We start from the raw sequence: 12,467 nt of genomic DNA on the forward strand, positions 1-12,467 counted from the left end.
CCTCTTACAGCCCACGGGCCACTGCTTTGTCGATCAGCCAGTTCATAGACGGGCCACGGTCGCTGTTGACCGAAGCCGGGCGGCCGGCCAGTTCGGCGGGCATTCCAGTGTCAGGCTTGATCTGCACGCGGATGTCGGAGGACAGGTCTTCGCTGTTGAGGCTGGTGCTGCTGACGATCTGGCCGGTGCGCACTTCGTCTTCGCCGGCGACCTGGAAGTTGACCCGGGTACCCGGCTTGACCTCGTCGAACTGGCGGTAGCTGAAGCGGGCCTCGACCATCGGCGTGGTGGTGCGCGGGATCAGCTGGAAGATCGCCTGGCCTTTAGCTGCGTACTGGCCATCGTCCACCAACTGGCGGGCGACCACGCAATCGCAGGGGCTGGTGAGGGTGCCGGACAGCTGCTTGCCGAACAGCTCCTCGATCTTCGCCGGCTCCAGCTGTGCGTCTTCAAGGTTGCCCTTGAGCATGTCCAGCATGCTGGTGGTGAAGCTGGCCAGTGGCGCGCCCTTGGCGATCTGCCCGCCACTTTCGACCAGGCTGCTCACAGTACCGTCGCGCGGCATGGTGACGGTGGTGGTCGGTACCGCGACCACACCCGCTTCGGCATGGCTGACGAAGTACATGCCGTACAGCGACTTGGCGACGAAGCCAAAAGCTGCAACGCCGACCACGAACACGCCGAGGGTGACGGTAACGGCCTTGAGCCGGCCGAAGGCGCTCAGGCCAGAACCACCGTCCTTCTGCTTGCGCGCCTTGGTGAAGTTGTCGCGCTGCAGGGTACTGAGCACGTCGCCGATGCTGATCAGCTCACCGGACAGGTGGCTGGTGATGATGTGCCGCAGCGTGGCGATGTCGCGTGGTTCAAGGTTCTGGAACTGCGCGCCGGTACGGCCATTGTCCGGGTTGTACGAGCGCACCTGGAACTCGATGTCGATCGACAGGCCCAGGTTGTCGACCACGAACTGCAGGCGCCCGCGCAGTACATCGCCTACCGTCAGCTGCTGCTTGGTGTGGAAGCTCAGGCCTCCTGCGGAAAGGTCGTCGACCTTGACTTCGTGGGTCTGGCGCTGGGCGTCCAGGAAGCGCAGCTTGGCGGGAATGCGTACCCGGGCGTGTTGGCGCTGGGCTTCGGACTCATGCACGACATTGACGTTCACGGCGGTATTCATGGTGGTTTGTTCCTGTTAGATCCGATCCGGGTTGGGCTCACACGACCATGAACAGCACAGCAACGAAGATGCTGGCAGCCGAGAAGGTCATGGTCCGCGAGGACCAGGTGTTGAACCATTGTTGAAAGCTGGCGAGGTCACGCTTGAGGGCAGTGGGCTGACGCGTCCACGACTGTTTGTCGAGGCGGAAGAACACGTAGATCTTCATCAGTGCGCCGATGATCTGGTTGTAATAGAGAATCAGCGGGTAGGCCGGGCCTACGTTGTGGCCGGAGCACAGCAGCATGATGGTGAGGATCAGGCGGGTAATGCCGATCCACAGCAGGTACACCAGCAGGAAGGCCAGGCCGAACTTGAGGCTGGCGATCACCGCCACGGTCAGGCCCAGCAGGCTGGTCCACATCGACACGCGCTGGTCGAACAGCACGATGCTGGTGAACAACCCCAGGCGGCCCAGGCCCAGGCCCAGTGCGCGGGAGTTCTGCCGCAGGTTGTTGCCGTACCAGCGGTACATCAGCTTGCGGCTGGCTTTGAAGAAGCTTTTTTCCGGCGGGTGCTCGACCGTGTTGATGGCCGCGTCCGGCACGTAGAACGTGTCGTAGCCCAGGCGCATCAGGCTGAACCAGCTGGACTTGTCGTCACCGGTGAGGAACTTGAAGCGGCCCAGGCGCCAGTGCATCAGTGAGTCGCTTTCAACATCGGCGATGAATTCGGGGTTGGTCACCACGCTGGCGCGGAACATCGACATGCGCCCGGTCATGGTCAGCACGCGCTTGCTCAGTGCCATCGAGCACATGTTGATGTGGCGCTGGGCGAAGCGCAGCTTGTGCCACTCGCTCATGATGTAGCCGCCGCGCACCTCGCAGAATTCGTTGGTGGTCAGGCCACCGACGTTGGGGAACAGCTTGAACCACGGTACGGTCTTGCGTACCACGCCATCGGCCAGCACGGTGTCCCCGTCGATCACCGCCACCACGGCGTTCTCGTCCGGCAGCATGCGTGAGATGGCGCGGAAGCCGTAGGCCAGGCCATCGCGCTTGCCGGTGCCGGCGATGCGCACGATGTCCAGCTTCACATGGGCTGGTGGGTTGTATTTGGCCCACAGGCTTTTCACCAGCAGCTCATCGGACATTTCCACCAGTGAGCAGACCACGGTGGTGGGGAAGCCGCAGTTGATCGCCTCGCGGATCACCGAGCTGTACACCTGGGCGGTGGTCAGCGCTTCGATGCGGAAGCTGGTCACCATCAGGTAAACGTGCGACGGGTCGGCAGCAGTGCCCATTTTCTGCACCTTGCGGCGCAGGTACGGGTACACGCCGTAGAGGAAGATCATGCCGCGGATGAAATGGGTGGCGCCCATGGAATAGCGCCAGATGCCGACTGCGCCGACCAGGAAGATGAAGTGCTTCGATTGCGAGTCGAAGATATCGGCTGGCAGGGCCAGGGCGATCAGCATGAGCAGGCTCATGTAGAGCAGCCACCCGGCGCACTGCAACAGCACGGTCTGGAGCCTTTGCATGTTCAGCATCCGTCGAGAATTCGGGGGAGGGTGGGCAGCGCAAGTGGGGAGGGCTTGCGCTGCCCGGTCAGGCACTTACCAGCAGATGCCTTCGGTACGGCTGGTGGTGCAGGTTGGTTTGCTCATGAAACCGACCAAGTCGATTACTTGCTTGCCAGCTGGCGCTTGCTGGGCCAGCGCGCGGAACTGCTCGTCACGGTTGCCGAGGACGATGATGTCGGCGTTGTCGATCACCTGCTGGAAGTTGGCATTGAGCAGCGACGACACATGCGGGATCTTCGATTCGATGTAGTCCTTGTTGGCGCCGTGGACGCGGGCGTACTGGACGTTCTCGTCGTAGATGTCCAACTGGTAGCCCTTGCCGATCAGGCGCTCGGCCAGCTCGACCAGTGGGCTTTCGCGCAGGTCGTCGGTGCCGGCTTTGAAGCTCAGGCCCAGCAGGGCGACCTTGCGCTTGTCGTGGGCTTCGATCAGCTCGAAAGCGTTCTGCACCTGCGATTCGTTGCTGCGCATCAGCGAGTCGAGCAGCGGTGCGCGCACATCGAGACTGGCAGCACGGTAGGTGAGGGCACGCACGTCCTTGGGCAGGCACGAGCCGCCGAAGGCGAAACCTGGGCGCATGTAGTACTGGGACAGGTTCAGCACCGTGTCCTGGCAGACCACGTCCATCACTTCACGGCCATCAACGCCTACCGCCTTGGCAATGTTGCCGATTTCGTTGGCGAAGGTGACCTTGGTGGCGTGCCACACGTTGCAGGTGTACTTGATCATCTCGGCCACCTCGATCGGCTTGCGGATGACCGGGGCGTCAAGCTCTTCGTACAGGGCCTGGAGGATGTCGCCGCTGGCGCTGTCCAGTTCGCCGATAACCGTCATCGGTGGCTGGTCGTAGTCCTTGATGGCGGTGCTTTCACGCAGGAATTCCGGGTTGACCGCGACACCGAAGTCGACGCCGGCCTTTTTGCCCGAGCAGTCTTCGAGGATCGGGATGACCACATTCTTGACGGTGCCCGGCAGCACGGTGCTGCGCACCACGATGGTGTGACGGCGGGTGGTGTCACGCAGCACGTAGCCGATTTCACGGCACACCGATTCGATGTACTCAAGGCCCAGGTCGCCGTTTTTCTTGCTGGGCGTACCCACGCAGATCATCGACACATCGCTGGCACGGATGGCTTCGGCGAAGTCGGTGGTGCCACGCAGGCGGCCATTGGCGATGCCCTGTTGCAGCAGTGCTTCCAGGCCAGGTTCGACGATGGGCGACTTGCCCTGGTTGATCAGGTCGATCTTGGTGCTGGACACGTCCACACCGATCACTTCATGGCCACGCGCCGTCAGGCAGCCTGCACAGACTGCACCCACATAACCCAAACCAAAGATGCTGATACGCATCGCTATCACCTCATGTGTTTATCACGCCGGCGCCTCCGCAGAGTGCCGGGCTGGGTTGATTAACAACAGTTTTCGGGCGCACGGATCCATGGCGAATGCACACTTCGCCGAGCGCAGGCAAAATAAATCCGGAGCGCAAAAAGTTATGCGCTCAAAGTTGGCAGTAAAAAGCCATCAATTAAAAAACGTGCCCTGAAATGCAGCCGTCTTTATTGCAATGCGCTACTTGGCGCGTTGCTGTGCTTGTTTTTTCAAGTGGATAAATCCTTTGAAATCAACCACTAGGACGATTTTTAAGGGGCGCGTATCTCCAGCATGGACACGGTCTTGGGGTGTTCCCGTAGTACCTGTCGAAGTTGTAAGGGCACGGTAGTGGATACCTGCCGTTGTCATCTGTAAGTCATCTCTCACAGCCCACAGGCAGGAAAATCGTTACGGCACTATGAGCGATTGCTCCTAGCAGAAGTTCCTGAGCCGGTTTCGCTCGGATGAAAGATTTCTAAATATTTATTCAGTTGTAGGCAGTTTCAATTTGATAGCACGCGGGTGTTTCACCCCCGTGTATCAAGGGTGTAACTGTTACGAGATGTTTTTATGCCAGTATCGGAAAATATTTTTCAAAATTCGTCAAAAAAGGTATGAACGGTCTTATGGCGTTTGGCGATAAAGGTAGGCATGTCGATTTGTTGGCGCCTGATTTATGGCGTGATGGCGATTTGCATCGTGCCCTGTTGCAGGGCGGAGGGGATGGGGCTTGGCTGATGGCCCCTTCGCGGACACGCCCGCGAAGAGGGCTTTGCAGGCTTAATCGGCAGGGTGATCGCGCAGGAACACCAGATGGTCCGGCTTGGACTGCTCGGCACTGTAGTAATAGCCCTGCACATCGAACTGCTTGAGCTGCTCTGGGTCGCTGATGCGCTGCTGGATGACGAAGCGGCTCATCATGCCGCGGGCTTTCTTGGCGTAGAAGCTGATGATCTTGTACTGGCCGTTCTTCAGGTCCTTGAAATCGACATTGATCACCCGGGCCTTCAGCGCGCTGCGTTTCACCGCGCTGAAGTACTCATTGCTGGCCAGGTTCAGCAGCACGTCATCACCCTGTTCGGCCAGGGCCTCGTTCAGCCATTCGCTGATGCGTGTGCCCCAGAAGGCGTACAGGTCCTTGCCGCGTGCGTTGGCCAGCTTGGTGCCCATTTCCAGGCGGTAGGGCTGCATCAGGTCCAGCGGGCGCAGCAGGCCGTACAGGCCAGAAAGCATGCGCAGGTGGTCTTGTGCGTAACTGAAGTCGTCTTCAGCCAGGCTTTCGGCGTCGAGGCCGGTGTACACGTCACCCTTGAACGCCAGCAGCGCCTGTTTGGCATTGGCGGGGGTGAAGTCTGGGGTCCAGCTGCCGAAACGAGCGGCATTCAGGCCCGCGAGCTTGTCGGACAGGTGCATCAGTTCGCTGATCTGCGCTGGCGACAGTTCGCGCAGCTGCTGGATCAGCGCCTGGGAGTCATCCAGGTACTGGGGCAGGGTGAAACGCTCGGTTACTGGCGGGGTGTCGTAGTCGAGGGTCTTGGCGGGGGAAATCACCGTCAGCATCGGGTCGGCTCCTGGCATCGTTGGTCGAGGATTCTACGGGCTGGGCGGTGCAAGTCCAAACTATGGCGACGATAGTCACAGACCATGGCCGATGCAGGCGCTATAGTTCGCGTTTTGCCGTTGCGGAGCCTTCGACCGTGCGCACTGCCTTTGCCTTGCTGGCCGCTCTGCTGAGCCTGGCCGTGCAAGCCGCCCCTTCACCCCAGGTCAGCCTGGACCGCAGCCTGTGGCCCGAGCAACTGAACAGCCCGGCGCTGTTCGACGTGGCCTCGCGGGCGGAAATCCTTTCGTTCGCCCAGGTGCTGCACGAAAGCGAGTTGCTGGATGACTCGGCGCTGGCGGCGAGGCTGGGGCTGCGGCAGATCAACCTGCAGAAGGTGCGCCAGGTGCGGGCACGTATGTGGCAGCGGTTGTGGGCAGGTTATCAACAGGCGCAGCGCAGTTGCGAGCAGGACGCGTCGTTCTGCTACCCGGTTACGTCGATGGCGGAGTTGCGCACGCAGGCAGCCACGTTCGCTGCTGATGTCGGCACGTTCTATACCGGCTGGGTCGAGCCAAGCCATCAGTTTCATGTGCGCTATCTGGACGAGCAGCTGCGCAAGGCGGCGTTGTTGCCGCAGACCAGTAGCGAAATCGAGCGGTTGTCTTCGCGCGAGCGCAATGGCGACGAATTGAACGACCGTATGTTCCTGCTGACCTTCGTCGGCGGGCCCGGGCCTGAGAGTGGCAGTACCGATTTACTCACCGATTACTTGCGCCGGCAGAAGCTCGAAGGCACGTTCTTCGTGCTCGGCAACCGTCTGCAGCAACGCCGGGATGGCGGGGCTGCGAACGCCTTGCGCCGGCTCTATGGCGGCCAGTGCGTGGGCATCCAGGGTTGGGAGTACCGCTCCCATGCGCAGTGGACCGACTGGCAGGATTCGCTGCGGCGCAGCCAGGCGCGGGTGCAGGCCGACTTGCCGGAACAGTATGTGCCGCTGTTCCGCCCGCCTTATGGCCAGCGCCGGGCCGACGGCGAGGCGTTCATGGCCAGCCAACAGCTGCGGGTATCGTTATGGGATATCGATGCCCAGGATGACGGCGCACTGAGCGCAGAGGCGTCGGCGCAGCGTGTACTGACCCTGATGCTGCTGTGGCGCAAGGGCGTGATCCAGTTCCATGACAGCCTGCCCAAGGCGCAGCCGGCGGTGGAATGGGTGCTGCGCAATACCGCCCAGAGCGGGATTGGCTGGGAGAGTTGCCGAGAATATGGATATAGCGAATAGAGGGTATGACTTCTGAGCGTAGACCCCTCTGGCCCTGCCGCCAAGAGGGCTTCGTCAATCAGAAAAATAAAGTTCAAAAACACGTAAAAATGCTTTTTTTGGTCATGGTTTTTGCGGTATGAAGAAACCAGACAGCCGATTCCTGCAGCACAGGTGGCGTCATCCAGGCCCACCTTGCCAGGTTCGCTTCCCGCCCGTAACAACGCGGATACGGGAACAGCGGCAGTCACTTTGCGGCGCAACAGACCGCGCCGTATGGCTTCGACATAAGGTGACCGAGTATGGATGACCAAGGACGCAACCCTTCCTCCAGCAAGCCAATCCTCTATGTGCTCGATACCAACGTCCTGATTCACGACCCCAACGCGTTACTGAACTTCGAGGAGCACCATGTCGCCATTCCGATGACGGTGCTGGAGGAACTCGACAAGCTCAAGACCGGTAAACAGACCATCGCCGCCGAATGCCGGCAGGCCATCCGCCTGATCGACCAGACCCTTGGTGACGCTTCGCCTAGCGATGTCGAGCAGGGCGTGCCGATCCAGCGCAACAAAAGCGGGCCCAAGGGCTTCCTGTCGATCCTGATGAGCCCGCGCAACGAGCCCAGCAAGTTGCTGCCGGAAAACCTCAACGACAACATCATCATCAACACCTTGCTCGACGTACGCAGCCGGCGCACCGACTTGGACGTGGTGCTGGTCACCAAAGACATCAACATGCGCCTGAAGGCGCGCGCCTGTGGCATTGCGGCCGAGGACTACAGCACCGACCAGTTGGTCGATGACGTGTCCTTGCTGTCCAAGGGTTACCACTCGGTCACCGGCTCGTTCTGGGACCGCGTCAGCAAGGTCGATACCCGCCAGGAGCGTGGCCGTACCTGGCATCGGGTGCAGATGATCGACAACTTGCCAGCCGTGCATATCAACGAGTTCATCATCGATGAGCAGGGCTTCGTCGGCTGGATCAAGGGCATCCGCAACGACGAACTGCTGCTGCTCGACTTGCACCAGGAACCGCTGCTGCACCAGGAAGCCTGGGGCCTGAAACCACGCGACATCCACCAAAGCCTGGCGCTGTTCGCCTTGCTCGACCCGGATATCCACCTGGTCAACCTGACCGGCGCCGCAGGCTCCGGCAAGACCATCCTGGCCCTGGCTGCGGCCATCGAGCAGACCATGGTCAGCAAGCGCTACCGGCGCATCATCGCCACCCGCAGCGTGCAGGGGCTGGACCAGGAGATCGGCTTCCTGCCGGGTACCGAAGCGGAGAAAATGGAGCCGTGGCTGGGCGCTATCACCGACAACCTCGAAGCCTTGCACATGGATGACGAAAGTACCCATGGCAGCGTCGAGTACATCCTCGAACGCGTGCCGTTGCAGTTCAAGTCGCTGAACTACATCCGTGGCCGCAGCTTCCAGCAAAGCCTGATCCTGATCGACGAGTGCCAGAACCTGACGCCGCACCAGATGAAAACCATCATTACCCGTGCCGGCTCCGGTTCCAAGGTGGTCTGCCTGGGCAACCTGGCGCAGATCGACACCCCCTACCTGTCCGCGACCAGCTCGGGCCTGACCTACCTGACCGAGCGTTTCAAGGACTTCCCCCACGGCGTGCACATCACCCTGCAGGGCGTGCCACGCTCGGTGCTGGCCGAGTACGCCGAGTCGCATCTGTAACCCTTGCCGCCGGGCGGTTCGCCGCCCGGCCTCTTCGCGGTCAAACCCTCTGCTCAAACCTGACCCACGGGTTTACACTGGCTGTTCCCTTCACAGGAGCAGAGCAGTGCTGACACATCTTGATTCCCAGGGGCGGGCCAACATGGTCGACGTCACTGAAAAGGCCGTGACCGAGCGCGAGGCCACCGCCGAGGCGCGGGTGCGCATGTTGCCGCAGACGTTGCAGATGATCGTCGACGGTGAACACCCCAAAGGCGACGTGTTCGCCGTGGCGCGCATTGCCGGGATCCAGGCGGCGAAGAAGACCAGCGACCTGATCCCGCTGTGCCACCCATTGATGCTGACCAGCGTCAAGGTCGAACTCAGTGCCGAGGGCCAGGACACTGTGCGTATCGTCGCCCGTTGCAAGCTGGCGGGGCAGACCGGTGTGGAGATGGAAGCGTTGACCGCAGCCAGTGTGGCGGCGCTGACGATCTATGACATGTGCAAGGCGGTGGACAAGGGCATGGTCATCGAGCAAGTGCGCCTGCTGGAAAAGCTCGGCGGCAAGAGCGGTCACTACAAGGTGCAGGCGTGATGAAGGTCAAGGTGAGTTATTTTGCCCGTTACCGCGAGCTGCTGGGCGTGGATGCCGAGCATGTAGAGGGCGCGTTCAAGGTGCTGGACGATGTCCGCCAGGTCCTGGTGGCCAAGGGCGGGCAATATGCGGTGCTGGCCGAGCAGAACCTGATGTCCGCGCGTAACGAAGAACTGTGCAAACTCGACGAGCCGCTGGCAGAGGGTGATGAAGTGGCGTTTTTCCCGCCGGTGACCGGAGGCTGAACATGGCAGTGCGAGTGCAGCAAGGCGCGTTCGACCCGGGGGCCGAGGTCAATGCCATGCATGCGGCCAACGTCGGCGTGGGCGCGGTGGTCGGTTTTGTCGGCTATGTGCGGGATTTCAACGATGGCCGTGAAGTGGCGGGGATGTTCCTTGAACACTATCCCGGCATGACCGAGAAGGCCTTGGCCAAGATCGTGGTCGAGGCCGAGCAGCGCTGGCCACTGCTGAAGGTGGAAGTGCTGCACCGCATCGGTGCGCTGGAGCCGGGTGAGCCGATCGTGTTCGTCGGTGTGGCCAGTGCCCATCGGCAGGCAGCGTTCGACGCCTGCAACTTCATCATGGACTACCTGAAGACCCGGGCGCCGTTCTGGAAGAAGGAGAATACCGAGGAAGGGCCGCGGTGGGTGGAAGGGAAGCAGAGTGACCAGGATGCGGCGGGGCGCTGGTAGTCAAGGTTGCACCGATTCCCTGTAGGAGCGGCCTTGTGTCGCGAAAGGGCCGCAAAGCGGCCCCGGCAATAGCTGCATTAAAGATGAAATCTTTGGGGCCGCTGCGCGGCCCTTTCGCGACACAAGGCCGCTCCTACAGGGACGGCGTTAGCATTTCGGGTAATCAGTGGTGCTTGCGCGGCACCGGCTTCAACAGCTCATCCGGCGGCATTTCACACTTGATCTTGCGCCCCAGCAGTTCTTCGATCGCCGGCAACTGGTAGGAATCATCCTCACCGGCAAAGCTGATCGACACACCACTGCTCCCCGCACGGCCAGTTCGGCCAATGCGGTGCACGTAGTCGTCCGGGTCTTCCGGCAGGGTGAAGTTGATCACATGGCTGATACCATCGATGTGAATACCACGCCCCGCCACGTCGGTCGCCACCAGCACGGTGATGCGCCCTTCACGGAAGCTCTCCAGGGTACGGATGCGCTTGTGTTGCGGCACGTCGCCCGACAGCTGGGCGGCATTGATGCCGTCACGCACCAGCTTTTCTTCGATACGCCGCACTTCGTCCTTGCGGTTGGCGAACACCATTACCCGTTCCCACTTGTTCTGGGTCACCAGGTTGTACAGCAGCTTGTACTTGTCGCTGCCGGCCACGGCATACACATGCTGCTCGACCGTTTCGCTGGCGACGTTTTCCGGTTCGATCTCGACGATGGCCGGGTTGGTGGTCCACTGCTTGGCCAGGTTCATCACGTCGTCGGTGAAGGTGGCGGAGAACAGCAGGGTCTGGCGCTCGCTCTTCGGCGGCGTCTGGCGAATGATCTGGCGAACCTGGGGGATGAAGCCCATGTCGAGCATGCGGTCGGCTTCGTCCAGCACCATCACCTCGACCATGTCCAGGTGCACCTCGCCGCGCTGATTGAAGTCCAGCAGGCGGCCCGGGGTGGCCACCAGGATATCGCAGTGGCGCGCTTCCAGGGCCTTGAGCTGCTTGTCGAAGTCCATGCCACCGACGAAGCTCATCACGTTCAGGCCGGTGTACTTGGTCAGGGCCGCGGCGTCCTTGGCGATCTGCACCACCAGCTCGCGGGTAGGGGCGATGATCAGCGCGCGCGGTTCGCCCATGTAGCGTTCCTTGGGCGGGGGCGTTTGCTGCAACTGGGAAATGATCGAGATCAGGAATGCGGCGGTCTTGCCGGTACCGGTCTGGGCCCGGCCGATGGCGTCCTGGCCACGCAGGGTGTAACCCAGTACCTGCGCCTGAATCGGCGTGCAGTATGGGAAGCCCAGGTCGTGGATGGCGTGCATCAGCTCGTTGGACAGCTTGAAGTCGTGGAAACGGGTTTTGCCTTCCTGCGGCTCGACCACGAAGTCTTCGGGCTTCCATAGGCTGGCCTGCGGTTTGGGCTTGCGCTCGCGACGCGGTTTGTCCTTGGCCGGCTTCTCGGCTGCTGGCGCTGGCGTAACGGCGGCAGGCCGCTCAGCCTTGGGGGTGGGGTTGGCGCGCGGGGCGGCCGGTTTGGCTGCGGGCCGGGGCTCGCTGGCGGGCGTGGGCGCCGGTGGCGTCACGCTGGCAGCAGGAGCGACGGCCTGTGGCGCGGCGTCTCCCTTGCCGAATATTTTCTTGAGTGCCTTGAGCACGATCGTCTCATCAACTGGTTAAGGAATGTACGCCGGGCAGTGTAATGCAAGATTCGGGCGCGGCGTAGTGGAATAGCCCTACAACTACAGGCGGTCGCGGCTTATTGCAGTTGCTTGGCCAGCCATTCGTGAATGTCGTTCAGCTCTTCGACTACCACTTCGTGCTCCATCGGGTACTCGTGCCAGCGGGCGGCGACGCCCCAGGTGTTCAGGTACTCGAAGGCGGTGCGGCCCATGGACGGGATCACTACCGGGTCGTGCACCCCATGCAGGCACAGGGCCGGGGTGCGTTGCTGGCAGGCACTCAACTGGTGCTGGTCGTTGAAGGTGGGGGCGTAGGTGGACAGGGCGATCACCCCGCCCAGTGCTTCTTGCCACTTTATATAGGCAGTGTGCAGCACCACCGCACCACCCTGGGAGAAACCGGCCAGGAAGATCCGCGACAGGTTGATGCCTTTGGCCTGCTCGGCCTTGATCAGGGCAACCACTTGCTCGGCCGACTCCTCCAGCTGAGCTTCGTCGATGGCGCGGGCTGGGGTCATGGCCTTGATGTCGTACCAGCTGGGCATGGCGTAGCCGCCGTTGATGGTCACGGGGCGGGTTGGCGCCTGGGGCATGATGAAGCGGGTGCTGAGCAGGCGCTCCTGCATGAATTCGGCCACAGGTAGGAAGTCGTAACGATCGGCCCCCAGACCGTGCAACCAGATCACACAGGCGTCAGCGGTTTTCTGTGGTTCGAGAATCAGCGGGTTGGTCATGACTGCTCCGAAAATGTGCGTGTCTTGTTATGGCGTGCGTGAAAAGAAGGCACGGGAAATGATTGTCGGAAAAAGAATGTCGCAACGATACAACTTTCCCTACTTGACGAGCGCTTAAACGCTACAGCCAAAGAATCTGGTACGCCCTTTGCAATTCAACCTGTGATGCAAAGGGCAAGCCGTGACGGTAACACCCTT

11 protein-coding genes are annotated in these 12,467 nt (G+C 61.3%); 5 read left to right on the plus strand and 6 right to left on the minus strand.

Going from position 1 to position 12,467, the window contains the following annotated elements:
* Positions 1 to 4 precede the first annotated feature (4 nt).
* The 4 genes from Q9451_RS06910 to yaaA form a co-directional block, all read right to left on the minus strand.
* A complete protein-coding gene (locus Q9451_RS06910; RefSeq protein WP_012274102.1) occupies positions 5 to 1,171 on the minus strand; it encodes an alginate biosynthesis protein Alg44 in 1,167 nt (388 codons plus the stop codon).
* Positions 1,172 to 1,208: 37 nt separating this feature from the next.
* Entirely contained in the window at positions 1,209 to 2,690 is a 1,482-nt protein-coding gene (locus Q9451_RS06915; protein WP_041166586.1) for a glycosyltransferase family 2 protein, read from the minus strand.
* Positions 2,691 to 2,765: 75 nt separating this feature from the next.
* The gene (locus Q9451_RS06920) at positions 2,766 to 4,082 is read right to left on the minus strand and encodes a UDP-glucose/GDP-mannose dehydrogenase family protein (protein WP_012274100.1); all 1,317 of its coding nucleotides are present in this window, start codon (positions 4,080 to 4,082) and stop codon (positions 2,766 to 2,768) included.
* Positions 4,083 to 4,886: 804 nt separating this feature from the next.
* On the minus strand, positions 4,887 to 5,666 hold the full coding sequence (gene yaaA, locus Q9451_RS06925) for a peroxide stress protein YaaA (RefSeq protein WP_012274099.1): 780 nt from the start codon (positions 5,664 to 5,666) through the stop codon (positions 4,887 to 4,889).
* Between the two features lie 137 nt (positions 5,667 to 5,803).
* Here yaaA and Q9451_RS06930 point away from each other — a divergent pair, with 137 nt between their 5' ends.
* The 5 genes from Q9451_RS06930 (at position 5,804) to moaE (ending at position 9,878) form a co-directional block, all read left to right on the plus strand.
* Positions 5,804 to 6,931 carry a polysaccharide deacetylase family protein gene (locus Q9451_RS06930; RefSeq protein ID WP_060493260.1) on the plus strand — a complete coding sequence of 376 codons (1,128 nt, stop codon included), beginning with the start codon at positions 5,804 to 5,806 and terminating at the stop codon, positions 6,929 to 6,931.
* A 281-nt stretch (positions 6,932 to 7,212) separates the two neighbouring features.
* The gene (locus Q9451_RS06935; RefSeq protein ID WP_012274097.1) at positions 7,213 to 8,607 is read left to right on the plus strand and encodes a PhoH family protein; all 1,395 of its coding nucleotides are present in this window, start codon (positions 7,213 to 7,215) and stop codon (positions 8,605 to 8,607) included.
* Between the two features lie 106 nt (positions 8,608 to 8,713).
* Positions 8,714 to 9,184, plus strand: a complete 471-nt coding sequence (gene moaC / locus Q9451_RS06940) for a cyclic pyranopterin monophosphate synthase MoaC (RefSeq protein ID WP_012274096.1) — start codon at positions 8,714 to 8,716, stop codon at positions 9,182 to 9,184.
* A complete protein-coding gene (locus Q9451_RS06945) occupies positions 9,184 to 9,429 on the plus strand; it encodes a MoaD/ThiS family protein (RefSeq protein ID WP_012274095.1) in 246 nt (81 codons plus the stop codon). The genes moaC and Q9451_RS06945 overlap by 1 nt, the downstream gene beginning before the upstream one ends.
* 2 nt (positions 9,430 to 9,431) lie before the next feature.
* Positions 9,432 to 9,878, plus strand: coding sequence for a molybdopterin synthase catalytic subunit MoaE (gene moaE / locus Q9451_RS06950; RefSeq protein ID WP_012274094.1), 447 nt, complete (start codon positions 9,432 to 9,434; stop codon positions 9,876 to 9,878).
* Positions 9,879 to 10,041: 163 nt separating this feature from the next.
* Here the strand turns inward: moaE and rhlB are convergent, their stop codons facing one another.
* Together rhlB and Q9451_RS06960 are read right to left on the minus strand one after the other, a co-directional pair.
* Entirely contained in the window at positions 10,042 to 11,511 is a 1,470-nt protein-coding gene (gene rhlB / locus Q9451_RS06955) for an ATP-dependent RNA helicase RhlB (RefSeq protein ID WP_012274093.1), read from the minus strand.
* Positions 11,512 to 11,612: 101 nt separating this feature from the next.
* On the minus strand, positions 11,613 to 12,269 hold the full coding sequence (locus Q9451_RS06960) for an alpha/beta fold hydrolase (RefSeq protein ID WP_012274092.1): 657 nt from the start codon (positions 12,267 to 12,269) through the stop codon (positions 11,613 to 11,615).
* Positions 12,270 to 12,467 lie beyond the last annotated feature (198 nt).

This window comes from Pseudomonas sp. NY8896, assembly GCF_039634505.1.

Bases quoted from the DNA above. Each gene is read 5' to 3' on its own strand.
- moaE (WP_012274094.1), top strand. From the start codon at position 9,432: ATGGCAGTGCGAGTGCAGCAAGGCGCGTTCGACCCGGGGGCCGAGGTC.
- Q9451_RS06935 (WP_012274097.1), top strand. From the start codon at position 7,213: ATGGATGACCAAGGACGCAACCCTTCCTCCAGCAAGCCAATCCTCTAT.
- Q9451_RS06960 (WP_012274092.1), bottom strand. From the start codon at position 12,269: ATGACCAACCCGCTGATTCTCGAACCACAGAAAACCGCTGACGCCTGT.
- Q9451_RS06910 (WP_012274102.1), bottom strand. From the start codon at position 1,171: ATGAATACCGCCGTGAACGTCAATGTCGTGCATGAGTCCGAAGCCCAG.
- Q9451_RS06920 (WP_012274100.1), bottom strand. From the start codon at position 4,082: ATGCGTATCAGCATCTTTGGTTTGGGTTATGTGGGTGCAGTCTGTGCA.
- Q9451_RS06915 (WP_041166586.1), bottom strand. From the start codon at position 2,690: ATGCAAAGGCTCCAGACCGTGCTGTTGCAGTGCGCCGGGTGGCTGCTC.
- yaaA (WP_012274099.1), bottom strand. From the start codon at position 5,666: ATGCTGACGGTGATTTCCCCCGCCAAGACCCTCGACTACGACACCCCG.
- Q9451_RS06945 (WP_012274095.1), top strand. From the start codon at position 9,184: ATGAAGGTCAAGGTGAGTTATTTTGCCCGTTACCGCGAGCTGCTGGGC.